Annotated in this window: 26 protein-coding genes; 24 read left to right on the top strand and 2 right to left on the bottom strand. The window is 34.8% G+C overall.

What is annotated here, in order from left to right; genetic code table 11:
* The first annotated feature begins 16 nt into the window (after positions 1-16).
* Positions 17-586, top strand: coding sequence for a YdeI/OmpD-associated family protein (locus BR77_RS03320; protein WP_015076282.1), 570 nt, complete (start codon positions 17-19; stop codon positions 584-586).
* 91 nt (positions 587-677) lie between these two features.
* Here BR77_RS03320 and BR77_RS03315 read toward each other — a convergent pair whose 3' ends face one another.
* Positions 678-887 (bottom strand): cold-shock protein, encoded by a 210-nt coding sequence (locus BR77_RS03315; protein ID WP_015076283.1) that lies wholly within the window; start codon positions 885-887, stop codon positions 678-680.
* A gap of 231 nt (positions 888-1,118) precedes the next feature.
* On the opposite strand from BR77_RS03315, the gene BR77_RS03310 reads away from it, so the two are divergent.
* The 8 genes from BR77_RS03310 (at position 1,119) to BR77_RS03275 (ending at position 9,487) form a co-directional block, all read left to right on the top strand.
* Positions 1,119-2,792, top strand: coding sequence for a formate--tetrahydrofolate ligase (locus tag BR77_RS03310; protein ID WP_015076284.1), 1,674 nt, complete (start codon positions 1,119-1,121; stop codon positions 2,790-2,792).
* Positions 2,793-2,966: 174 nt separating this feature from the next.
* Positions 2,967-3,719, top strand: a complete 753-nt coding sequence (locus tag BR77_RS03305) for a helix-turn-helix domain-containing protein (RefSeq protein ID WP_015076285.1) — start codon at positions 2,967-2,969, stop codon at positions 3,717-3,719.
* A complete protein-coding gene (locus BR77_RS03300; RefSeq protein ID WP_015076286.1) occupies positions 3,716-4,321 on the top strand; it encodes a GNAT family N-acetyltransferase in 606 nt (201 codons plus the stop codon). Before BR77_RS03305 ends, BR77_RS03300 begins: the two co-directional genes overlap by 4 nt.
* Positions 4,314-5,318, top strand: coding sequence for an alpha/beta hydrolase family protein (locus tag BR77_RS03295; protein WP_015076287.1), 1,005 nt, complete (start codon positions 4,314-4,316; stop codon positions 5,316-5,318). Before BR77_RS03300 ends, BR77_RS03295 begins: the two co-directional genes overlap by 8 nt.
* Positions 5,319-5,366: 48 nt before the next feature.
* Entirely contained in the window at positions 5,367-6,005 is a 639-nt protein-coding gene (locus tag BR77_RS03290; protein ID WP_035065956.1) for a uracil-DNA glycosylase, read from the top strand.
* 103 nt (positions 6,006-6,108) lie between these two features.
* Positions 6,109-8,010 carry an ABC-F family ATP-binding cassette domain-containing protein gene (locus BR77_RS03285; protein ID WP_015076290.1) on the top strand — a complete coding sequence of 634 codons (1,902 nt, stop codon included), beginning with the start codon at positions 6,109-6,111 and terminating at the stop codon, positions 8,008-8,010.
* A 14-nt stretch (positions 8,011-8,024) separates the two neighbouring features.
* The gene (locus BR77_RS03280) at positions 8,025-8,972 is read left to right on the top strand and encodes a thymidylate synthase (RefSeq protein WP_015076291.1); all 948 of its coding nucleotides are present in this window, start codon (positions 8,025-8,027) and stop codon (positions 8,970-8,972) included.
* Between the two features lie 26 nt (positions 8,973-8,998).
* Positions 8,999-9,487 carry a dihydrofolate reductase gene (locus BR77_RS03275; RefSeq protein WP_015076292.1) on the top strand — a complete coding sequence of 163 codons (489 nt, stop codon included), beginning with the start codon at positions 8,999-9,001 and terminating at the stop codon, positions 9,485-9,487.
* A gap of 88 nt (positions 9,488-9,575) precedes the next feature.
* Here BR77_RS03275 and trhA read toward each other — a convergent pair whose 3' ends face one another.
* A complete protein-coding gene (gene trhA / locus BR77_RS03270) occupies positions 9,576-10,235 on the bottom strand; it encodes a PAQR family membrane homeostasis protein TrhA (RefSeq protein ID WP_015076293.1) in 660 nt (219 codons plus the stop codon).
* 270 nt (positions 10,236-10,505) lie between these two features.
* Here trhA and BR77_RS03265 point away from each other — a divergent pair, with 270 nt between their 5' ends.
* From BR77_RS03265 to xerC, 15 genes are all read left to right on the top strand, one after another.
* Complete coding sequence (locus BR77_RS03265) at positions 10,506-11,348, top strand: DegV family protein (protein ID WP_010052936.1); 843 nt, start codon at positions 10,506-10,508, stop codon at positions 11,346-11,348.
* A gap of 81 nt (positions 11,349-11,429) precedes the next feature.
* Positions 11,430-12,317 (top strand): SGNH/GDSL hydrolase family protein, encoded by an 888-nt coding sequence (locus BR77_RS03260; protein ID WP_015076294.1) that lies wholly within the window; start codon positions 11,430-11,432, stop codon positions 12,315-12,317.
* Positions 12,318-12,349: 32 nt separating this feature from the next.
* Positions 12,350-12,991: a YpmS family protein gene (locus BR77_RS03255; RefSeq protein WP_015076295.1), complete on the top strand. Its 642-nt coding sequence runs from the start codon at positions 12,350-12,352 to the stop codon at positions 12,989-12,991.
* Positions 12,992-12,999: 8 nt separating this feature from the next.
* On the top strand, positions 13,000-13,521 hold the full coding sequence (gene msrA, locus BR77_RS03250) for a peptide-methionine (S)-S-oxide reductase MsrA (RefSeq protein ID WP_010052932.1): 522 nt from the start codon (positions 13,000-13,002) through the stop codon (positions 13,519-13,521).
* Positions 13,521-13,742 carry a YozE family protein gene (locus BR77_RS03245; protein WP_015076296.1) on the top strand — a complete coding sequence of 74 codons (222 nt, stop codon included), beginning with the start codon at positions 13,521-13,523 and terminating at the stop codon, positions 13,740-13,742. The genes msrA and BR77_RS03245 overlap by 1 nt, the downstream gene beginning before the upstream one ends.
* A 36-nt stretch (positions 13,743-13,778) precedes the next feature.
* Entirely contained in the window at positions 13,779-14,489 is a 711-nt protein-coding gene (deoD, locus tag BR77_RS03240) for a purine-nucleoside phosphorylase (RefSeq protein WP_015076297.1), read from the top strand.
* A 15-nt stretch (positions 14,490-14,504) separates the two neighbouring features.
* Entirely contained in the window at positions 14,505-15,989 is a 1,485-nt protein-coding gene (locus BR77_RS03235; RefSeq protein ID WP_015076298.1) for a S41 family peptidase, read from the top strand.
* Between the two features lie 219 nt (positions 15,990-16,208).
* A complete protein-coding gene (gene lepB / locus BR77_RS03230; protein WP_010052926.1) occupies positions 16,209-16,754 on the top strand; it encodes a signal peptidase I in 546 nt (181 codons plus the stop codon).
* A gap of 58 nt (positions 16,755-16,812) precedes the next feature.
* Positions 16,813-17,478 carry a signal peptidase I gene (lepB, locus tag BR77_RS03225; protein ID WP_010052923.1) on the top strand — a complete coding sequence of 222 codons (666 nt, stop codon included), beginning with the start codon at positions 16,813-16,815 and terminating at the stop codon, positions 17,476-17,478.
* Between the two features lie 69 nt (positions 17,479-17,547).
* A complete protein-coding gene (gene ylqF, locus BR77_RS03220; protein WP_010052921.1) occupies positions 17,548-18,417 on the top strand; it encodes a ribosome biogenesis GTPase YlqF in 870 nt (289 codons plus the stop codon).
* On the top strand, positions 18,417-19,202 hold the full coding sequence (locus tag BR77_RS03215; protein ID WP_015076299.1) for a ribonuclease HII: 786 nt from the start codon (positions 18,417-18,419) through the stop codon (positions 19,200-19,202). Before ylqF ends, BR77_RS03215 begins: the two co-directional genes overlap by 1 nt.
* Positions 19,203-19,327: 125 nt before the next feature.
* Entirely contained in the window at positions 19,328-20,197 is an 870-nt protein-coding gene (gene dprA, locus BR77_RS03210) for a DNA-processing protein DprA (RefSeq protein WP_035063938.1), read from the top strand.
* A 180-nt stretch (positions 20,198-20,377) separates the two neighbouring features.
* Complete coding sequence (topA, locus tag BR77_RS03205) at positions 20,378-22,456, top strand: type I DNA topoisomerase (RefSeq protein ID WP_010052918.1); 2,079 nt, start codon at positions 20,378-20,380, stop codon at positions 22,454-22,456.
* A 249-nt stretch (positions 22,457-22,705) separates the two neighbouring features.
* Entirely contained in the window at positions 22,706-24,025 is a 1,320-nt protein-coding gene (gene trmFO, locus BR77_RS03200) for an FADH(2)-oxidizing methylenetetrahydrofolate--tRNA-(uracil(54)-C(5))-methyltransferase TrmFO (RefSeq protein WP_015076302.1), read from the top strand.
* Between the two features lie 65 nt (positions 24,026-24,090).
* Complete coding sequence (gene xerC / locus BR77_RS03195) at positions 24,091-24,990, top strand: tyrosine recombinase XerC (RefSeq protein ID WP_010052916.1); 900 nt, start codon at positions 24,091-24,093, stop codon at positions 24,988-24,990.
* Positions 24,991-25,214: the final 224 nt, after the last annotated feature.

Raw genomic sequence — 25,214 nt, 5'->3', positions numbered from 1 at the left:
TAAGGAGCATAGGAATATGGAGTCAAAAGTGAATCCAATTTATTTTGAAAATCGAGAAGAATGGAGGCATTGGCTGCTAACGAATGCGGATAAATGTCCTGAAATTTGGTTTTTATTTCCTCTAAAAGCATCACATAAAAGTGGGGTTTCCTACAACGATGCCGTAGAAGAAGCTTTATGTTTTGGCTGGATAGATAGTACGGTAAGATCATTCAATGAAGAGTTTAAAGTTCAAAGGTTTTCTCGAAGAAATCCTAAGAGCACCTATTCCCAAGCAAATAAAGAAAGACTACATTGGTTAATGGCTAACCAACTCATTCATCCAACTATTCTAGATGAGGTGTCAAAAGTTCTTTCAGAATTATTCGTTTTTCCAGAAGATATTCTGTGCCTCTTAAAAGAAGATCAAGAAGTTTGGGAAAATTATCAAACATTTTCAGATCCCTATAAACGTATTCGAATTGCTTATATTGATGCTGCGCGGAAACGACCAGATGAATTTCATAAAAGATTGAATAATTTCATTCGAAAGACGAAACAAGGGAGCCAAATTAAAGGCTACGGAGGTATTGATAAATATTATTAAAGAAGAACTTTTTGAAAGCGGAAAAAGATAAAATCCCCACAAAGTATTTTTTACTTTGCGGGGATTTTTCTATGAGCTTTTTATTCAATAATTATTCTTTTTCTAAAACATTCACTTGGGTAGCTTGTAAACCACGGGTGCCTTCAAGTACAACAAAACTGACATGCTGTCCTTCTGAAAGAGTCTTAAAACCTTCTCCTTCGATTCCGGTAAAATGGACAAACAAATCTTCACCATCATTATATTCAATAAATCCGTACCCTTTTTCAGTACTGAACCACTTGACTGTTCCATTTTCCATATGTACATGTCCCCCTATACTCGTAATGGTAGTGACCATTCAAAAGAGTTATTGTCTGGCTACCTTCATTATAGAAAGATTCCGCTCCCACGTCAATTATAATCGCTGATAATTATAAAATAAATACTGATTTTAACAATCGGGTTCCTTTTTACCAAGGTTGTATTGTATAATTGACCCAGATAGATTGAAACTAATCACGATTAGTTTGGAAAACGGGGGAGATTTTGAATGAGTTTATCAGATATTGAAATTGCACAACAAACAGAAATGGAACCAATTGAAAAAATTGCGCAGAAAATAAATTTAGAGAGTGATCACTTAGAGCTTTATGGGAAGTATAAAGCAAAAATAGATTTTGAAACACTTGAAAAGAGTCAAGAAGGCTCAACGGGTAAATTAATTTTGGTGACAGCAATCAATCCAACTCCTGCTGGCGAAGGGAAATCAACGGTTACAATTGGTTTAGCAGATGCTCTAAGTCGTCTTGGTAAATCCACTATGATTGCATTAAGAGAGCCTTCTTTAGGTCCTACAATGGGAATCAAAGGTGGTGCTGCTGGTGGCGGATATGCTCAAGTTGTTCCGATGGAAGATATTAATTTGCATTTTACTGGCGATATGCATGCGATTACCGCAGCAAATAACGCGTTATCTGCTTTAATTGATAACCATATTTTTCAAGGAAATGAATTATTGATTGATTCTCGTCGCGTTATTTGGAAACGGGTTGTTGATTTAAACGATCGTGCCTTACGACATGTGACAATCGGTCTTGGTGGTCCTTTACAAGGGGTACCTCGCGAAGATGGTTTTGATATTACGGTAGCTAGTGAGATTATGGCAATATTATGTTTAGCTACAAGTTTAAAGGATTTGAAAAAAAGATTATCAAAAATTGTAGTTGGCTATACCTATCAACGTCAGCCAGTTACTGTCAAGGATCTAAAAGTTGAAGGTGCTTTAACATTGCTTCTAAAAGATGCGATCAAACCTAATTTAGTTCAAACATTAGAACATACACCTGCTTTAGTTCATGGTGGCCCATTTGCTAACATCGCGCATGGATGTAATAGTGTCTTAGCAACCCGAACAGCGTTACATTTAGCAGATTATACTGTGACTGAAGCTGGATTTGGTGCAGATTTAGGCGCTGAAAAATTCCTTGATATAAAAGTCCCACAGTTGAAAAAAGCTCCTGATGTAGTCGTTGTTGTGGCGACTATTCGCGCGTTAAAAATGCATGGTGGCGTTCCTAAATCTAATTTAGCTAGTGAAAATGTGGAAGCCGTTAAAATTGGATTTTCAAATTTACAAAAACATATTGAAAATATGCAAAGCTATGGATTGCCAGTAGTTGTGGCAATTAATGAATTTGTCAGTGATACTGTTGCTGAGGTCCAAATGGTAAAAGAAAAATGTCTAGCATTAGGTGTTGAAGCTGCATTAACTTCAGTTTGGGAGAAAGGTTCTGAAGGTGGTGTAGCTTTAGCAGAAGCTGTTTTAGCAGAGATAGACCATACACAGGTTTTTTCTCCTTTGTATGATACTGACAATGAAACTATTGAAACCAAAGTTACGAAAATTGTTCAAAAAATATATGGTGGAAAGGGTGTTGCCTTTTCTAAAAAAGCCTTAACACAAATGAAAAATTTCGAAGAAAATGGTTGGGGTAATTTACCTATTTGTATGGCTAAAACCCAATATTCTCTTTCGGATGATCCCAGTTTATTGGGACGTCCATCCGACTTTATCGTGACAATTAGAGAATTTGTTCCAAAATTAGGAGCTGGATTTATTGTTGCTTTAACGGGTGATGTAATGACGATGCCTGGTTTGCCTAAACAACCTGCAGCTTTGAATATGGATGTTGCAGAAGACGGAACAGTATCAGGCTTATTTTAAATAGATAAATGCAGAGAAACATAGATGAAAATCTTTTGTTTCTCTATTTTTAATGAAATGGTCAAATAAAAGGTGTTTTAGACGGGAATTATTTTTGAGGTGAACGAAATAAAAAATAAATTGTTGACTGTGTGGTTACCACATAGTTTATGCTAAAGCAAGGAGGTGGGAAACATGATTAAATTAACAAGTGGACAAGTAGCACAATTAACTAACATTTCTAAATCTACATTAAGGCATTATGTAGACAAAGAATTGGTAACACCGTCTGTTTCAAATGAGAATGGGTATCATTTTTTTACGGAGAAAGATCTTTATATGGTTTTTCAAATAAAAATGTTGCGGACGATTGGTTTTTCAATTGAGGAAATTCGAACTAGTTTTAGGGTTGATTATTTTGGAGATCATTTTGATGAAATTTATAATCGAACAAAAGATCAAATTGATGAACTAGAAGCTATAAAGGACAAATTATTAAAATTAAAAGAAATAAAAAAATCTATTACAATAGGAAAAATTGAAGTTGTTTTTTGTTCAGATAGGTATTTAAAAAAACTACCAGAATCCTATCAAGTAGGTATGTTTCAACTTGACTATCAAACGTTAAGTAAGTTAAAACAGACCGATTTTGATCTAAGTGCTGAACTTTATTATATGTATCATAAAACTACTGGCGAAACTCTTTCGTACTATGAAGGGTCCTCTAGTTCTTATGATAAAAAGTTAGAAGCTGGAAACTATGCAGTTAAACATTTTTTAGCGAATAGTGAACAAAAGTTTGAAGAAGAAGTAGCTGCTTTTATGAAAGATTCTCTATTTTTATTAGGCTTTGTAGCTACTAATGATCTTTATATACATGAGAATAGTTATTTATCTTTGGGGTATTCAGATGAAATGGTTTATTCTATAGAGGTGAGAGTGAAATGACATTTAAATTGCATGATTTAAAAGAAGGGGATATTGATGACTCCGTCTTTTCAAACCTAATTTTAGAAGGATTTAACGAAAAATTCACCCATAAGTTGTATGCTAAGCACTCAGTAGAACATTTTAGTCGTGCTCTATCAAATTATTATTACGCTAACGCGCAAATTATTTTCATTTTAGAGGGTGAAGAGGTTTGCGGATGTATTGTTTTATCGAATCAGAATGTTAAAATAACTCACTTATTACGGCATTTTTTTGAGTATTCATTGGGAATAGCTGATTGTTTTCGTGCGCTTTTTTTAGTGATGCTGTTAAGCCATCGGGTGGCAAAGTCAGAATGCTATGTTGAAATGCTCGTTGTTCGTTCAATTGATCAAGGTAGAGGATTTGGGAATAGATTAATTGAAGAGGCACAAAATAGATTAGCTACAGATAAAACGTTGACTCTTTATGTAGCGAATAAAAACAAAGCCGCATACTATTTATACAAAAAGAAAGAATTTCATTTAGAAAAGATTATTTATAGCAGAGTAAGTGAGTATATTATGGGAGTTTCTAAATGGTCGTTTATGCGCTATAGAAAGGACAGTTCTGATGATTAAAAAAATTGTTTTAAGCCTTAGTTTAGTTTTAATCGCAATACTTGCTGTTTTTCTTGTAGGGAATGATTACCAAATGAAAGAACAAAGAGTTAGCATTCCAACAACTGGTGGCACATTATCAGCTGTGATTACAGCACCAAAAAAGCAAAAAATTAATGGTGTTGTCGTATTTGTTCATGGTGATGGACCTCAAGAAGCCACGCAAGAAGGTGGGTATAAACCCTTGATGGAACGTTTTGCAAAACAAGGATATGCATCTATTTCTTGGGATAAGTTAGGCGTAGGTCAATCAAGTGGAAATTGGTTAAGTCAATCGATGGATGATCGTGCAAAAGAAGTGGAACAAGTCATTAAATGGTTGAAAGAGAACAAGCCGGAAATGGTAGCTAAGATTGGGTTATGGGGAGCTAGCCAAGCAGGATGGGTTATTCCCAAAGTATTGAATAGTCAAGAAGATATAACTTTCTCTATCCTTGTAGCGCCAGCAATTAATTGGCAGAGCCAAGGGAAATACAACACTATGGAGGAACTAAGAGCAGCTGGAAAATCAGAGCAAGAACTTCAAAAAGCAGGTGTTGATTTTGATGCAGAGTCTGAATTGATAAAAAAGAATAACAGCTATCAAGACTATTTAAAAAGTGGCGGAGAGTATGATTTGTCAGAGGACCGTTATGGGTTTATTCAAAGAAATATAAATTCTGATGCGTCGAAAGATTTAGAGGGAGTCCGTTCAAAGATTTCTCTGGTTCTTGCAGAAAAGGATCAAAATGTTGATTCTGATGAAACAAAACGTATTTATTCACAGAAAATTGCCAATGGTTCCTTACAAGTTAAGGTGATTAAAAATGCAGAGCATATGATGTTAAATCCTAAAATAGCACACTCTTCATTTCTAATTCAGACGATTGGTTTATTTTTGCCAAAATATTTTTTAATTAATGAGGACTATTTAAATTATTGTGAAAATAGTTTGAAAGAGCAACAAGAAGAGTTTTAAGCGATTTTGAAAGGTAGTGAGTTAGTGGATACAATTTTGACTAAAAAGATGATTGAAGAAGCTAAAAGAAAAACGGAGAAATACGCAGTTGAAGGATTTTTAGCTGGGCAAGGTCCTAAAAATCCTAAGTTTATGCTGATTGGGGAAGCTCCAGGAGAAGTTGAAGCGATGGAAACAGGTGTGCCTTTTTCTGGACGAGCGGGCAAGGAATTAATGCGTTTTTTTGATTTATTAGAAGTAACTAGAGAGGATGTTTATATCACAAGTCCTTTTCGAAGTAGACCTTATAAAATAAAAGAAAAACTGGATCGAAAAACTGGTGAAATAACATCTCGGAAATACAATCGGGCCCCAAATAAAAAAGAATTGTTGGCCCACGCTCCATTGATAGACTACGAAATTGATCAGATTCAACCACCTTTCATTTTAACGATGGGAAATATAGGCTTGCAACGTTTGCTTGGAAAGGATAAAAAAGTTGGACAGGTCCATGGCGAATTAATTATCAGCCCTATTCTTAAATTAAAAAATAATGGTTTAGATGGATATGAATGGACTGAAAAAGAATATGCAATTTTTCCAACTTTTCACCCAGCGTCTATTTTTTATAATCGTCAATTAAATGAAAAAATTCAAGCTGACTTACTGCTATTTAAAAAACTTATTCAATCAAAAAATGAGAGATAGTTCGGAGTTTCAAACTAATTTTCAAAAAGCATACTCGTCTGAGGGAATCCATGTTAAAATAGGGAGGATATAGTTTTAGATAAAAGGAAGTGGTGTATTCAAGATGAAAGATATAAAAGTACTGAATCTGACGAAAACATATGGCGAAAAAACATTGTTTGACGACATTTCTTTTACAATAAATGAAGGCGAACGAGTTGGTTTAATCGGAACTAATGGGACTGGTAAGACAAGCTTGTTGAATGTATTAACCGGAATTGATGGGGCTGAAAAAGGCGATATTCAAACAGCAAAAGATTATCGAATTGGTTATTTAAAACAGCATCCAGATTTAAATCCTGAACAAACGGTTTTCGACGCGGTGTTTGATGGAGATACGCCAATTTTAGTAGCCGTTCGTGGCTATGAAAAAGCCTTAGAGCGCTTAACTTTAGACCCTATGAATGAGAATTATCAAAATCAATATAGCCAAGCTGAACAAGAAATGAATCGTCACGATGCTTGGATTGCCGATACAAATGCTAAAATGATCTTAAATCAACTGGGTGTAAAAGATTTAGAACAATCTGTTGCAACTTTATCTGGTGGACAACGTAAGCGGGTTGGGCTAGCTCAAGTCTTAATTCAAGCTCCGGATTTATTGATTTTAGATGAACCGACCAACCATTTAGACTTTGCTACAATTAGTTGGTTGGAAAAATACCTAAGTAGTTATCGTGGTGCGTTATTATTAGTAACACATGATCGTTATTTCTTAGATCGTGTTGTCAATCGCATGTTAGAGCTATCTTATGGAAAACTAACAAGTTATACAGGAAATTATGAAAGCTATGTTAGAGAGCGTGCAGAACGCCAATTAGAAGCTGAAAAACAGGATCAAAAACGTAAACAACTCTATTTAAAAGAGTTAGATTGGATGCGAGCTGGTGCAAAAGCTCGGACTACCAAACAACAAGCACGAATTGATCGTTTTCATGATTTAGAAGGCAATCTTAACCAAGCGAAAAGCGATGGGAAAGTTGAAATAAATATGGACGGTAGTCGTTTAGGAAAACGTGTTTTTGAATTAAAAGATGCTAGTTTAACTTTAGATGATCATGTTATTTTAAACGAATTCAATTTACTTGTTCAAACGCGAGATCGTATTGGAATTAGTGGGTTAAATGGTGCTGGTAAATCGACGCTATTAAATACTTTAGCCGGTCGTTTTATTTTAGATAGTGGTGAAATGATTGTTGGAGAAACTGTTAAGATTGCGTATTATACCCAAATGACTGAAGATATGGATCCAACCAAACGTGTTATTCAATATTTGCAAGAGGTTGGTGAAGAAATTGAGACAACCAATGGAACTCGTGTAAGTGTAACGGAATTATTAGAACAGTTTCTATTTGACCGTCATATGCATGGTGCACTTATCAGTAAACTTTCTGGTGGCGAGAAAAGACGGTTATTTTTACTAAAACTGCTTATGGAACGTCCAAATGTTTTGTTATTAGATGAGCCAACTAATGATTTAGATATTGCGACATTAACTGTGTTGGAGGACTACATTGAGACCTTCCCAGGAGCTGTTATTTCTGTTTCACATGATCGTTACTTTTTAGATAAAACAGTGGAACGTTTACTGATTTTTGAAGGAAATGGTATTATCACACCTTATTTAGGAAGTATTACAGAATATATTGCTTTAAATAAAGATACACCTGAAACTCATGAAAATAAAAAAGCGATTGATCCAGTGGCAGCAGCAAATACAAAGGATTCGGAAATAAAAAAAGAAAAAGTAAAACTAACTTTTACAGAATTAAAAGAATGGGAAACCATTGAGGAAGAACTTGAAGCTTTAGAATCAGAGATTGAAGATGTGAAAGTTGCTATGGCTGAATCAGGAAGTGATTTTACAACTCTGCAAGAACTACAGGTGAAAATGCAAAAATTAGAAGAAGATTTAGAGAATAAAATGAATCGTTGGGACTATTTAGGTCAATTTGTAACGGATTAACGGAGGGAAATAATGTGGAAAAAGAATATTTAGCATTAGGAAAAAAAGTAATGGAAACTGGGGCTGTTAAGACTGATCGAACAGGAACAGGAACTAAAAGTCTCTTTGGTTACCAAATGCGTTTTGATTTAGCCAAAGGTTTTCCTTTGTTAACAACAAAGCGCGTACCAATGGGTTTAATTAAAAGTGAGTTGCTTTGGTTCATTAAAGGCGATACAAATATCCGTTATTTACTCCAACACAATAACCATATCTGGGACGAATGGGCTTTTGAGCGATACATTAAAAGTTCAGATTATGTAGGTCCAGATATGACTAATTTTGGACGTCGTGCAGTAACTGATCCTGATTTTAATGCAATTTATCAAGTTGAGTTGGAAAAGTTTTGTACTCGAATTTTAGAAGATGAAGCTTTTGCTGCCATTTATGGTGAATTAGGAAATATCTATGGGTCCCAATGGCGTAATTGGAAAACAACCCAAGGGGAAACGATTGATCAGCTGAAAGATGTCATTGAAATGATTAAAAAAACACCAGATTCAAGACGTTTAATTGTTTCAGCTTGGAATCCAGAAGATGTTCCTTCAATGGCTTTGCCTCCATGTCATACACTATTCCAGTTTTACGTAGCAGATGGAAAATTAAGTTGTCAATTGTATCAACGTAGTGCAGATATTTTTCTAGGTGTTCCTTTTAATATTGCTAGCTATGCTTTATTAACACATTTAATTGCTCATGAAACTGGCTTAGAGGTTGGAGAATTTGTTCATACGCTAGGTGATGCACATTTATATTCTAATCATATGGAACAGATGACTGAACAATTGTCACGAGATATTAGAGAGTTTCCAACGTTGAAATTAAATCCTGACAAAGAAAGTATTTTCGATTTTGATGTCGCAGATATTAAAATTGAAGGATATGATCCTCATCCAGCAATTAAAGCACCAATTGCTGTATAGAAAGAAGCATGAAAGGATGAATAGTGATGATTGCATATTTATGGGCGCAAGATGAGCAAGGCGTGATTGGCAACAAAGGAACCTTGCCTTGGAGTTTACCAAATGATTTGAAATATTTTAAAGAGATGACAACTGGAAATGCGATTGTAATGGGACGAAAAACCTTTGAAGGTATGGGGAAAAGACCATTACCAAATAGAATTAATATCGTACTAACTACGGATCTTGGGTACGAAGCAGAGGGCGTAACTGTGATGCACACTCGAGAAGAAATTCTTGATTTTGCTAAAAATTATGAGAAGGATACATTTATTACTGGTGGCACAGGTGTCTTTAATGCTTTTATTGATGATGCAGATATTCTCTACCGTACAATGATTAAGGGGACGTTTGAAGGAGATACAATTTTTCCAGAACTCGATTGGTCTGAATGGGAAATAATTTCAGCTGATCCTGGAATTTTAGATGAAAGAAATCGCTATCCACATGTTTTTGAAGCTTATAAACGCAAGTAAAAAATTGTATAGAACATATGAAAAGAAGAGAACCATCTTCATTACTTTTGAGATGGTTCTCTTCTTTTTATTTAGCTATTTTTTAGTTTTAAACATATAATAAAATTGAAAAATACATAAATCCAGTTCCTAACATAACGAACAAGTGCCATAAAACATGCATAAATTTAACGCTGCGCATACTATAGATTAGTGCACCTACTGTAAAGGATACCCCACCGGCAACTAATAACCAGAAGCCAACAGGTCCTAATCCATCGTACAAAGGCTTCATTGCAAGAATACATAACCAACCCATAATGATATAAATAACGGTTGATGCGTTTTGGTATTTATCTAACCAAATACATTTGTAGATAACACCTAAAATAGCCATAAACCAAATGATGCCAAATAGTGTCCAACCTAATGCTCCACCAATTGTGACTAGACAATAAGGAGTGTACGTTCCAGCAATAAGTAGATAAATGCTACTATGGTCAAAAATCTGAAAAACACGCTTAGCTCTTGTGAAAATTAAACTGTGAAACAAGGTTGAAGCTAGGTAAAGTAAAATTAATGTTGAGCCATAAATTGCGTAAGAAACTGTTTCGAGAACGGAACCTGATTGAGCGCCTTTAATTAATAAGATGACGAGACCTGCGATACTTAATCCAGTAGCAATACCATGTGTTACAGCATTAAAAACTTCATTGACAATTAAGTAACTTTTTGAAAAATGAGTTTGATTATTAAGTGTTTCTTTCATAGTTGACGACCCTCCAGAGTTGATAATTTACTTAGATATGTTGAAAAATAGTCTATTTTTCTCACTTAAACAAATTTATTGGATTTTTATTCAGATTTCAACAGAAGTTTTCGTATCTCTAGTGTACGAAAATTCAAGAATCTGTTATACTACATTACAGAAGTTAAAAATTTAAACGTGTTTAATGAAGAAGCCTTTTTTATCTGCTTTTTATTATTATAGCACGAACAAGTCAATTTTTGCATAAAGAAAGTGTGGGGTTAATAAAAAATGAAGAAAATTAAAATTGTGACGGACTCTTCCGCCGAGTTAGGCTCAGATGAAATTGAAAGCTTAGGAATCCATGTCTTGCCATTAACGGTGATGATTGATGATGTGTTATATACAGATGGTGTAACCATTAAAAAAGAAGACTTTATGGGCATGATGGCTGAAGCTAAGGATTTACCAAAGACAAGTCAACCACCAATCGGTTATTTTGTTGAGCTTTATGATGAACTAGGGGCCGATGGTAGTGAGGTTATCTCCATTCATATGACTGAAAAGTTAAGTGGAACAGTTAATGCTGCGCACCAAGCAGCTCAATTATCTAAAACTGATGTGACCGTTATTGATAGTGATTTTACGGATCGTGGACTGTCATTCCAAGTTCTTGAAGCTGCGAAATTAGCTCAGGAAGGGGCAGATAAAGAAACGATTCTTAAGCGAATTGAACATGTTAAGGAACATACAAAACTTTATATTTGTGTCGTGACTTTAGAAAACTTAGTCAAAGGTGGGCGAATCGGGAAATTAGCCGGTGCGCTATCAAGTTTCTTAAATATTAAAGTGATGATGGAATTAGTCAATGGTCAACTTGAAGTTTGTGTTCGAGGACGCGGTATGAAGCCAATCAATAAATGGATTGCTGAATTACAAGAAACACTGAAAAATACGCCTAATTTAAATGCGATGTCTTTTTCATTTGCGGATGACGAAGTGTATTTAGAAAATTTAAAAAATGAATTTCAAGCAATTTTGCCAGATACACCAATGCGTGTGAAATTAACGAGTCCAATTATTTCTACTCATGCTGGAAAAGGTGCATTTGCGATTATGTATTATACAGACTAAAGCAAAGTGATTTTGATGAACAGATCAATTAAACTTGATCTGTTCTTTTTAAACTCACTAAAAATAAAGTGGGGGATCAGAATGAAGAGAATACGTTCCTTTTTAGGAATCATCCTTTTTTTAGGAGTGGTAGCTCTGATTGTCTTTCAAGTAATGATGTTTATTTCAAAAGATAACAGTAAGACTACTATAATAGAAAATAAGGGCAAAGAAAGCAGTTCCGAGCAAATCAAAACAAAAGAGTTGAACTTAGTCGCAATTGGCGATTCTTTAACAGAAGGTATCGGCGATAGCACTGGGCGAGGTGGTTATGTCCCGCTAGTTGCAGAATTACTTGAAAGCAAAGACGAAATTGAAACCGTATCAACAAGTAATTATGGGATATCAGGGAATCGTAGCGATCAAATTTTGAAGCGGATAAAAAAAGATGAGAAATTGCAAAATGATGTTAAAAAGGCTGATGTGATTGTTTTGACAGTTGGTGGCAATGATTTAATGAAAGTTGTTCGTTCAACGTTATTAAAAGTCAAAGAAGATAGTTTCATCAAACCTCAAAAGCAATATAAAGAACGAATTGAAGAAACCTTTAAAGAGCTACGTTCGTTAAATTCAGATGCTCCAATTTATGTTTTTGGTATCTATAATCCATTTTATTTATACTTTTCAGAAATAACTGAAATGCAAGATATTGTTGACTCTTGGAATGAAACGACCCAAAGTGTTGTTGAAGAGGAGCAAAAGGCTCACTTTATTCCAATTAATGATATTTTATATAAAGGTGGAAACCAACCAGAACTGTCTGAAGATCAAAAAGATACAATTGATTCTAGTGTAAACGATAAGAAAGAAAGCAAAGTATTTAATGATTTACTTTTTGAGGAAGATAACTTCCATCCAAATGATAGCGGGTACGAACTGATGGCTCAATCACTTTTTGATGAAATGATGGCTAGTCGTAAAGAGTGGTAAAAAATAAAATGTAAAGGAAGTCGATTGACTTTATGAAAACAAAATTAACAAATTGGTTAAAGTCGCTTAAGAAAATTAGAATTGATAATCCTTGGAAATGGGCATTTTTAGGCTTAATTGCGATTATTTTAGGTTTAGGCATATGGGGATTTACTAAGATAACTGTACCAGTTAATACGATTACCGATACAACTGCATCCAAAAATAAAAAAGATGTCTCTTTTGAAGTAGCTGCTGAAAAAGCAGAAATTAATCGACTGGTTGCTCATTCTTTAAATGAATTTATTGAAGATGATGGCATTAAATATGAATTAGTTTTAAATGATGAAGCGGAACTGATTGGTACGTTTAAATTATTTGGGCATGATGTTCAATTTTATTTATATCTATTACCATATGTGATGGAAAATGGAAATGTTCAGCTGAAAGCTACTAATCTCTCAGTTGGGGAGCTGAATTTACCAATAACTTCTGTCATGAACTTGCTTGCTAAGCAACTTAAAATACCGGAATGGGTACAAATTGATAGCAAAAAACAATTAATTGTTTTAAACTTAAACGAGTACAAAACGGATACTGGAATGACAATCAAGGCGAAAAAATTTGATTTGAAAAATGATGATATTCGTTTCACAATTTCAGTTCCTTTAAAAGAAATTAAAAATAAAAAGTAGGTGGAAAAATGAAGGAAATAGCAATTTTTGCTGGTGGCTGTTTTTGGTGTATGGTGGCGCCATTTGATGAACAACCAGGTATTCAGCAAGTTCTTTCTGGTTATACTGGTGGGCAAACAGTAAATCCTACTTATGAAGACGTTATGAGTCATAAGACGGGACATACAGAAGCTGTTGAGATAACTTTTGATCCAACTATTATTTCTTATCAAGAGCTTGTTGATATTTACTGGCAACAAACGGATCCAACAGATGCTATGGGGCAATTTCAAGATCGTGGGGATAATTATCGTCCAGTTATTTTTGTTACAGGTGAGAAACAACGAGAAATTGCTGAACACTCTAAAAGCCAGCTTGAAGCAAGTGGAAAATATAAAAAGCCAATTGTTACAATGATTGAAGAAGCGAGTGTTTTTTATCCAGCCGAAGAGTATCATCAAAATTTTTATAAGAAAAATCCTGCTCGCTACGAAGCTGAACAGCAAGAACGACAAGCGTATGAAAAAGAAAATAGAAGGGATGGTGTGTGATGAGACAATCTTTCTATCACTTTTTAATGACTGAACGAAATCCACATAAACGAGATGAAGTCAGTCAATTTGCTAATGATGCCTTTTTAGACATCGCTTTTCCAAAGCAATCAGAGAGTTATCATGATATTAGTCATTACCTAGAAATGAATGGAGAGTATTTACCCTCTATGCGCATTTTTGATGAGGCGTGGGAACGATACATTGAGAAAATGAATTAACAAATAAAAATGAACTTAATTTGGAGGAAATCAAACATGAGTATTCATATTGAAGCACAAAAAGGTCAAATTGCAGAAACAGTTTTATTGCCAGGTGATCCATTGCGAGCAAAGTATATTGCAGAAACATTCTTAACAGAAGTGGAACAATACAATCGAGTTCGGAATATGTTTGGCTATACAGGGCTTTATAAAGGTGAGCGTATCTCTGTACAAGGAACAGGTATGGGCTTACCTTCAATGATGATTTATGCAGAAGAATTAATAACGGAATACAATGTTCAAAATTTAATTCGCGTAGGGACTGCTGGCGGAATGCAAAAAGATGTAAAAGTTCGCGATGTTGTATTAGCGCAAGCAGCAACAACTGATTCAAGTATTAATCGAAATACTTTTGGTGGTCAAGTTGATTTTGCACCAATCGCTGATTTTGATTTATTGAAAACAGCCTACGATATAGGTACAGAAAAAGGTCTTTCTTTAAAAGTCGGCAATGTTTTATCGGCTGATCGCTTTTATAATGCTGAATTAGATAAAGTTAAATTGGCTAATTATGGAATTTTAGCAGTTGAAATGGAAGCAGCTGGATTATACAGTTTAGCCGCGAAACACAACCGTAAAGCATTAGCTATTTTAACCATTAGTGACCATATTTTTACTGGAGAAGACACCTCTTCTGATGAACGAGAGCGCACATTTACAGATATGATGATTGTTGCACTAGAAACAGGGTTAAAACAAAAATAATTTTGGGGGCGCCATATGAATAATGAATCAGAGGAAAAAGAAACTCAGCTAAATAGCTCCAAAAGAAAAACTAAAATTGGTTTACCAGCTTATATTGTTTCATTGTTACTGGTTGCGCTAATTGCTGCTGGTGGGACGTATTTTGTTACAAAGCAACTTAATGAAAATGCTACTAGCCAATCAGCTACTAATAGTGGAGCAAAAACTGAACAGGAATTTGCTAAATTACAAGAGGTTTATCAACAGTTAACGACTCGTTTTTTCCAAAAAACGGATAGCAATAAGTTGATTGAAGGAGCAATTACCGGGATGGTAAATTCTTTAGATGATCCTTATTCACAATATTTAAATGCGGAAGAAGCAACGGCCTTAAATGATAGTATTTCTTCTTCTTTTGAGGGCATTGGCGCAGAAGTTATGAATCAAGACGACGCAATTACAATTTCTGCACCGATTGTCGGATCTCCTGCTGAAAAAGCAGGGTTGAAAACAAATGATATTATTTTAAAAGCCGATGATAAAGAATTAACAGGGCTTAGTTTGACAAAGGCTGTTTCCTTTATTCGTGGCGAAAAAGGCACAAAAGTAGTGTTAACAATTAAACGTGGAGATCAAGTTTTCGATGTGACTGTGACTAGGGATACGATTCCAGTTGAAACTGTTAAGAGTCGTTTAGATGAAAATGATCCAACGATTGGTTATATTCAAATCACCAGTTTTGCTACTCCAACGTATAAAGAAGTTACAGAAGCCGTTGAACAATTACGAAAAGATGGCGCGAAATCTTTCATTTTTGATGTCAGACAAAATCCAGGTGGTTTACTGGACCAAGCCTTACAATTATCTAATATGTTTGTTGATGAAGGTAAAATTCTAATGCAAACACAAGAAAGAGGACAAGAGCCACAAGTTATTAAAGCTGATGCTTCATTAGGTGACTTTAAAGTGACTGAACCTGTGACATTGTTAGTGGACGAAGGTAGTGCTAGTGCTTCTGAAATCTTAGCAGGTGCTATGAAAGAATCTGGAAATGTGACAGTTATTGGAACGAAAACTTTTGGTAAAGGAACTGTTCAAACAGTAGCGAACTTATCAGATAAGAGTGAGTTGAAATTTACAATTGCTAAATGGTTAACACCAGAAGGGCAATGGATTCATAAAAAAGGCTTGGAACCAACCATCGCTGTAGATTTGCCAGATTATGTGCATTTATTACGCGTGGATCCTTCCAAAAAATACCAAGCAGGTGATTTATCTGATCAAGTTAAAAATCTGCAAGCTATTTTGAAAGCTTTAGGTTACACACTTGATAATACAGATGGTTATTTTGATGCCTCAACTACCGAAGCTGTGAATGAATTCCAAACAGCACATGAACTCCCAGTTGATGGGATTGTTACAGGAAAAACAGCAGATGCATTAGTTGCTGATTTAGTTAAATTAATTAAAGAAAATGATACACAATATGAAAAAGCCGTTTCTTATTTACAAGAAAAGTAACGAGTTGGAAAAGTCATCAAGGGAAGTTATTTCTTTGATGGCTTTTTTATTTAATTAGTGCTTTTTTAATAATGATTATCCAGGAAAGCGCTTTATTCAAGTGGAAGGGAGAAAAAATTGAAAAAACAGCATTAATTTGTTGTAAATTAATAGTTATTTTAGGAATAATCTTGTATGATAGAAGAGGATTAATAAGTTTAGTAGTTTGGAGTGAAGTGCATGGAAAATAAAATTTGGCGAGACCATCTGTGGGATTGGTTTAAAGCATTCCTTTTAGCTGTTTGTGTGGCCGTTGCGTTGCGCTATTTCATTCTATTGCCAATCACGGTACAAGGTTCATCAATGATTCCAACATTGCACCAAGGTGATCAAATGATTGTTGAATCAATATCTAAAATGAGACGTTTTGATGTCATTGTTTTTCAAGATTCTTCTAATCGCACATTAGTTAAACGAATTATTGGTTTACCAGGAGACACAATTGTCTATAAAGAGGATCAGCTATATGTCAATGACAAAAAAGTAAGTGAACCTTTCTTGAAAAATAGCTTAGTTGAAAAAGCTGGTGAAACGTGGACATCCGATTTTGATTTAGAACAATTAACAGGCACAAATAAAATACCTAAGAATAGCTATTTTGTTTTAGGTGATAATCGTAGATCAAGTAATGATAGTCGAGCATTTGGCTTTGTAGATGAAAAGGATATTATTGGTAAAACAAATTTTATTTACTATCCTATGAAACGAGCCGGTTTTATTAATTGATTCTAGTTATAGCAAATGAACTCTAAAATGTGAAAGTTTAAGGAAAGTAGGAACTTATATGGCAAAAACAAATTATTCAGACACTAGTTTTGATGAAATCGAAAATTTTGAACCAAGAAGTAGAAAGTATCCTTCTAAACAAAGTGGAAAAAATAAAAAAGGGAAGAAAAATAAACGCAATGAAATTGTTAGTACCTTTGGTTACATTATTGTAGCTTTAGTCATTGCTTTATTAGTTAGACAATTTTTATTTGCTCCAGTCAGTGTAGATGGAGAATCAATGATGCCAACTTTAAAAGATGGTGATCGAATTGTTTTAAATAAATTCGAAAAAATTGACCGCTTTGATATCGTTGTATTTCCAGGACCGGATGATCCTTCAAGATTGTATATTAAACGTGTTATTGGTTTGCCTGGGGATGAAATCACTATTCAAGATGACATTTTGTACATTAATGGTAAAAAAGTAGATGAACCTTATTTAGATGTATTTAAAGCTAAATTAAAAGAGAACCAATTGTTAACAGGCGATTTCACTTTAATGGGTAAAACAGGGGAATCTAAGGTTCCTGAAGGTGAATATTTTGTGATGGGGGATAATCGCTCCAATTCAAAAGATAGTCGGATTTTTGGTTTTGTCCATGCTGATAAAATAGATGGAACAGCCGAATTTAGAATATGGCCATTGACTGATTTTGGCTTTATTAAGGCTCGTGAAAAATAAGAATAAAAATTGAAAAGGGTGGCAGTTATTATTGCCATTCTTTTTTAGTGAGAATAGGAGAAAAAGTAAATGACAATTCAATGGTTTCCAGGACATATGGCAAAAGCACGACGTGAGGTTTCAGAAAAATTAAAATTAGTTGATATTGTTTTTGAATTGGTGGATGCACGCATTCCTTTATCAAGTCGTAATCCAATTTTAGATGAATTAATCGGAGAGAAGCCTCGTGTCATTATTTTGAATAAAAGTGATTTAGCTGATGAGCGTCAAACAAAAGCCTGGGTAAATTATTTTAAGGAACAAGGAATCTCAGCTGTACCAATCGTAGCCCAAGAAGGTAAAGGTATGCAAAATGTGATGTCTGAGGCCAAGTTACTATTAAAAGAAAAATTTGACCGTATGCGTAGTAAAGGCATTAACCCTCGAGCAATACGAGCGATGAGTATAGGCATTCCAAACGTTGGGAAATCAACATTAATTAATCGTTTTATCAAAAGAAATATTGCGAAGACAGGAAATAAACCTGGCGTAACTAAAGGGCAACAATGGTTGAAATTAGGCAAAGAGCTTGAGCTATTAGATACTCCTGGAATTTTATGGCCTAAATTTGAAGACCCAGAAATCGGAAAAAAATTAGCTTTGACAGGTGCAATAAAAGATACCCTTTTACAAATGGATGATATTGCCTTATTTGGATTAGATGTAATGCGAACGTATTACCCAAACCAACTTGCTAAACGTTATAGTTTGACAAAGGAAGAATTGGTTTTAGAGTTGCCAGAGTTATTGATTTTAATTAGTGAGAAGCGTGGCTTTAGAGAAGATTATTCTAGAGCAAGTGAAATGATTGTTTTTGAAATTAGAAGTGGTCGATTGGGGCGCTACACATTAGATCAAGCGCCAGTTACATTGCCAACAGAAGGATTGGAAAATGAGTAATGGAAAAAAAGCAAACAATTAAAGAAATTAAAACCATTTTAGCTAGCATTACGGATGCAAATGATCCTCGTTTAATCGAGTTGAAAAATGATGAACGCAAAGGAACTATTAATGCGATTAAAAGTTGGGAAAAAGCACAAAATAAACTAGTTGCTCTTGAAGTTAAACATCAAGAGATGCTGGCTTATGAGCTAGCTGTTTGGCAAGATGGCCGGAATTATATTGCTGGAATTGATGAGGTTGGACGTGGTCCATTAGCAGGTCCAGTTGTGGCGGCAGCTGTTATTTTGCCTCATGATTTTCATGTATTAGAAATCAATGATTCAAAACAGCTTTCAGAAAGTAAACGTGATGAGTTATTTGATAAAATTAAAGACTCAGCTTTAGCCATTGGTATAGGCATAAAAGACGAAGGTATTATTGATCAAGTCAACATTTATGAAGCAACGAAATTAGCAATGATTGAAGCTGTTGAAAATCTAACAATTGATCCAGAACATTTGCTTATTGATGCGATGGCCCTTGATTTACCAATCCCGCAAAGTAAAATTATTAAAGGGGATACAAAAAGTTTATCCATTGCTGCAGCAAGTATTATTGCGAAAGTTACACGTGATCGGATGATGAAAGAATACGCTAAAATGTATCCTGGTTATGGTTTTGAAAAGAATGCGGGATATGGAACAAAAGTTCATTTAGCTGGTTTAGATGCACAAGGTATTACACCTATTCATCGTAAATCTTTTTCACCGGTGAAAGAGCTGGTGTTAGAAACAACTGAATAGCCTGACTAGAAACTGCAAATTGTATTTCTTGCAGTTTTTTTAGTTAGTCCGCCTCACTTTAAAAGTTTTTAGTTCTTTTAGTGGATATTATGACGAGAAGACTAAAATTTGAGGGGTTGGAATAAATGAAAAAAGAAACATTACGAGACCAATTAGTTCACTTTACACTCTGTCAAGGCATCGGTGCTACGGCAAGCATTCAAATGATAGCGGCTTTAATTGATCAACCAACTAGTTCACTGTATGAGTTGAGTCAACTAGTTGGATTATCAGCATCTAAAAGAACCGCTTTTATTACAAGCTATCATAAAATTAATTTTGAAGAAATAAAAAAACTCTATCAAAAAATGCATATCGGTTGGGTAACTATTTTAGATGACGATTATCCAGATTATTTAAAGCATATTTACAATCCGCCAGCAGTTTTATTCTATCAGGGAAATAAAGAGTTATTACGAAAAAAAATGTTGGCTGTTGTTGGAGCACGAAAAAACACTTTATATGGAGTACGAGCTTTAAAACAAATTTTACCTGGTTTGATCGCCTCAGATTTTTTAATTGTCAGTGGTTTAGCTACGGGTATTGACTACGAAGCTCATCAATTAACACTAGAACTTTCTGGTGAAACAATCGGAGTCGTTGGCACAGGGCTTGATTTGTGTTATCCTAAGGAAAATCAGGATTTACAAAAGAAACTCGCTAAAGAACACCTGGTTATATCAGAATATCCACTTGGTACAAAGCCTTTAAAACAACATTTTCCAATGCGAAATCGAATTATTTCGGGTTTAGCAATTGGGACACTAGTGATAGAAGCTGCTGCAAGAAGTGGAAGTTTGATTACGGCAAATTTAGCTTTAGCAGAAGGGCGAGAAGTTTTTGCTCTACCAGGTAATATTACAAGTAGTTTGTCTACTGGAACGAATGAATTGATTTCCAAAGGAGCAAAATGTGTGACAAAAACGGAAGATATTTTAGAAGAATTTTATCAGTAAATCGAATTTTTAGTAAGACAAATTCAAATGAATATCGATTGTTTTTTATTTTTTCTTCTATTATATATAATAAACTAATACGTTACTTAGTTGACAAAGTACCTAAAAATAGCATAAGATGAATTACGATTTCAATTTAAAAAAGAAAACTATTAAAAGCTCAATGAAAGGAGCATTTCTTTGGCCTATAAATATTTAGTCATAGTAGAATCACCAGCTAAAGCAAAGACAATTGAAAAATATCTAGGAAAAAATTATAAGGTTCTAGCAAGTTTAGGACATATTCGTGACTTGCCAAAAAGTAAAATGGGGGTTGATGTAGAAAATAATTATGAACCTCATTACATCTCTATTCGTGGTAAAGGCGATATTATTAAAGACTTGAAAAAGCACGCTAAAAAAGCTGAAAAAGTTTTTCTCGCAGCCGATCCAGATAGGGAGGGGGAAGCCATTGCTTGGCATCTTTCTTTCTTACTCGGTTTAGATATCGAGGATAAAAATCGTGTTGTATTTAATGAAATCACTAAAGAAGCAGTAAAAGGTGCTTTTAAAGAACCACGGTCAATTAACATGGATTTAGTTGATTCACAACAAGCACGCCGAATTTTAGATCGTTTGGTAGGTTATACAATTAGTCCAATTTTATGGAAGAAAGTCAAAAAAGGCTTAAGTGCAGGTCGAGTTCAATCTGTTGCGCTGAAGTTAATCATTGATCGAGAAAATGAAATTACTGCTTTTAAGCCAGAAGAATATTGGACGATTGGTGGTAATTTTAAAAAAGCGGCTAAAAAATTTAAAGCCAATTTTTATGGTATTGATGGTAAGAAAAAAGAATTAAAAAATACGGATGATGTACAAGCAGTTATAAAAAAATTAACGTCCAAAGATTTTGAAGTAACAAATGTGACAAAAAAAGAACGTAAACGTAATCCAGCCGTTCCATTTACAACGAGTAGCTTGCAACAAGAAGCTGCACGTAAATTGAATTTCAGAACGCGGAAGACAATGATGGTTGCTCAACAATTATACGAAGGAATTTCACTAGGCCGTGGTGGTGCAGTTGGTTTAATTACTTATATGAGAACTGATTCAACTAGGATTGCTGACAGTGCGAAGGCTGAAGCGGCAGAATTTATTGTTAAAGAGTACGGAAAAGAGTATTCTGCGACAACCTTTAAGAAAACCAAAAATGCACAGGGCTCTCAAGATGCCCATGAAGCGATTCGTCCTTCAAGTGTTTTACGAACACCCGCTGAAATTGAAAAGTATTTAACGAAAGATCAATTAAAATTATATAAACTCATTTGGTCGAGATTAGTTGCTAGCCAAATGACACCCGCTGTCTTTGATACGATGCGCGTTGATTTGTTACAAAACGGGGTTATGTTTAGAGCCAATGGTCAAAAAATAAAATTCCCAGGATTTACAAAAGTTTATATTGAGGGCAATGATGAAGGTACTGAGGAAAAAGATAATATTTTACCTGATATGGAAAAAGGCGATTTAGTTAAATCAGTAGATATTGAGCCAAAACAACATTTTACTCAACCCCCTGCTCGATTTACAGAAGCTACCTTAATTCGTTCCCTAGAAGAAAATGGTGTTGGACGCCCATCAACATATGCTCCAACATTAGAAACAATTCAAAGACGTTACTATGTGAAGTTACAAAGTAAACGATTTGAACCAACAGAACTTGGCGGGATCGTGAATACAATTATTGTTGAATTCTTCCCTCAAATTGTTGATATTCATTTTACAGCAGATATGGAACAACAACTCGATTTTGTTGAAGAAGGAAAAGAAAACTGGGTTGGAGTTATCGACCGATTCTATAAACCTTTTGAAATAGAAGTTGCTAAAGCTGAAGAAGGTATTGAAAAAATTCAAATCAAAGATGAACCCGCTGGATTTGATTGTGATTTATGTGGCCATCCAATGGTGATTAAGTTAGGACGTTATGGGAAATTTTATGCATGTAGTAACTTCCCTGAGTGTCGTAATACTAAAGCTATTGTGAAAGAAATCGGTGTTACTTGTCCAGTCTGTAAAGAAGGACAAGTTATTGAACGTAAATCTAAAAAGAATCGAATCTTTTATGGCTGTGATAAATACCCTGAATGTGAGTTTGTTTCATGGGATAAACCAGTTGGAAGAGATTGTCCTAAGTGTCAACATTATTTAGTTGAGAAGAAACTTAAGGGCGGTAAACAAGTCGTATGTAGTGACTGTGATTATAAAGAAGCAGTTCAGAAATAATTCTCAAGACATCCTTAGAAGCTAGAGGAAACTCTGCTCCTAAGGGTGTTTTTATAGTTTTATTCATTTTTTAGTTGAAAAGAGTTAAAATTTTTATTAAGCTGTCAACTTTACAGAATTTCCGATTTAACTTTTATGCAAAAAAGTGTATAATTGTATAAGTAGAAAACGCTATCTAAATGAATAGTTAGGGTTAACTTTTAAAAAAAGATAAATGGTATCTAGTTGTGGAAAGAAGGGATAGTATAAATGAATAATGAACAATTTGTTAATGTGATTGGAGCAGGATTAGCAGGAAGTGAAGCTGCTTTTCAAATTGCAGAAAGAGGCGTGAAGGTCCACTTATATGAAATGCGGCCAGTAAAAAATACTGAAGCACATCACAGCCCTAATTTTGCAGAGCTAGTCTGTACCAATTCGTTAAGAGCCAATCAACTAACCAATGCAGCAGGCTTATTGAAAGAAGAAATGCGCCAATTCAATTCATTAATTATCGCAGCAGCTGATGCTACTGCGATTCCAGCAGGCGGGGCTTTAGCTGTGGATCGAGATACATTTTCAAAAAAAGTAACGGATTGCTTGAAAAATCACCCTAATATTACGGTTTATTCGGAAGAAGTCACGACCTTACCGGAAGGTCCCACTATCATTGCAACAGGTCCTTTAACTTCAGAGGCGTTAGCCAAGGAAATCTCTGCATTTACTGAATCTGAAGGGCTTTATTTTTATGATGCAGCAGCTCCAATTGTAGATAAAAACACCATCGATATGGATAAAGTCTATTTAAAATCACGCTATGATAAAGGTGAGGCAGCATACCTTAACTGCCCAATGACAGAAACAGAATTTAATCGGTTTTATGATGCTTTGGTGGAAGCTGAAGTTGCTCCTTTGAAATCTTTTGAAAAAGAAAAGTTTTTTGAAGGATGCATGCCTGTAGAAGTAATGGCTCAAAGAGGTCGGAAAACATTATTATTTGGTCCAATGAAACCTGTCGGGTTGGAAGATCCTAAAACAGGACGCAGGCCTTATGCCGTGGTCCAACTGCGCCAAGATGATGCTGCAGGGTCGTTATATAATTTAGTTGGTTTCCAAACTCATTTAAAATGGGGGGAACAAAAACGGATTTTACAAATGATTCCAGGTTTAGAACAAGCTGAAATCGTACGCTACGGTGTGATGCATCGCAATACTTTTATGAAATCGCCTGATTTATTAAAACAGACTTATCAATCTAAAAAACGTTCAGATTTATTCTTTGCAGGTCAAATGACAGGTGTAGAAGGCTATGTTGAGAGTGCCGCAAGTGGATTATTGGCTGGTATCAATGCAGCTAAGTTAATCAAAGGTGAGGAATTACTTGTTTTACCAACTGAAACAACGATGGGAAGTATGGCTCATTACATTACGCATGCCGATGCACGTTATTTTCAACCAATGAATGCCAATTTTGGTTTATTTCCACCTTTACCCGAAAGAATTCGCGATAAAAACCTACGAAATACAGCGTATGCAGAGCGTTCATTAGAAATAGTTGCAAATTTAAAGAAAATTCGCTCAATTCAGTAATCTATTGATTGTATTCTCTTTGTTGATATGATAAAGTAATTTTGTCTATGAATAGGGGGGATTTTTTGAAAGAAGATCAGTGGAAAAAAACTTTTTTACAGTATTTAATCATTGAGCGCCACTATTCTGAATTAACTAGAAAAGCCTATGATGAAGATATCTCTGATTTTCATGATTTTTTGGCTGAAACCGGAGAGGCTTCTTTTTTGGCTGTTGAGTTAGCTGATGTTCGCATCTATTTAGGTGTTTTAAACGAAAAACAATACAGCCGTAATACCGTTTCCCGAAAAATATCGAGTTTACGTGCTTTTTATCAATTTCTTTTAAAAAATGAAGTCGTTGAAGAAAATCCTTTTTCGTATATTCACTTAAAGAAAAAATCCTTACGTTTGCCACGTTTTTTTTACGAAAAAGAAATGGAAAGTTTGTTTGAGGCTGTTAAAGGAGACGAACCACTGGATTTTCGGAACGAAGCACTTCTTGAAGTATTGTACGGAACAGGAATTCGAGTCAGTGAATGCTGTGGCATTTGCTTAAAGGATATTGATTTTGAATTAGGAATATTGTTAGTACACGGGAAAGGGAATAAAGAACGTTACGTTCCTTTTGGTCATTATGCAGAAGAGGCGATTCGAACTTATCTAAAGCTTGGCCGAGAGGTTTTAATGACAAAATATGGAAAACAGCATGACTATTTATTTATTAATCATCATGGAGATGGTATTACAGCAACAGGTGTGGAATATGTTCTCAATCAAGTTATTAAAAAAAGTAGTCTGACTTCTGAAATCCACCCACATATGCTGCGGCATACATTTGCAACACATTTGTTGAATAATGGAGCAGATATGCGGACAGTCCAAGAGTTGTTAGGTCATGCAAGTTTATCTTCAACTCAAATATATGCACATGTTACAAAAGAACATTTACAAAAAGATTACCGAGCTTTTCATCCACGAGCATAAGGTGAAAACTTGAAGTTCGAGTTAAAAGGGTTTAGCACGGTTTTTATGAGCCAGACCTTCGGAAAAAAGATAAATTCCTAAAAAAGTAAAGAATGACTTTTCTTGAAATTTCCCTATTTTTCTGCCAGGTCTAATCGACTCAACAAGCTTTTTATCCAGGCTAGCTCTTATGAGCCAGACCTTCGGAAAAAAGATGAAATTTCGAGGTGGCAAAAAACGCCACA

This window comes from Carnobacterium maltaromaticum DSM 20342 (assembly GCF_000744945.1).
Lineage (GTDB): Bacteria > Bacillota > Bacilli > Lactobacillales > Carnobacteriaceae > Carnobacterium > Carnobacterium maltaromaticum.
Note: the sequence above shows the minus strand (reverse complement) of the source record. Positions and strands in the feature narration are given on the sequence as shown.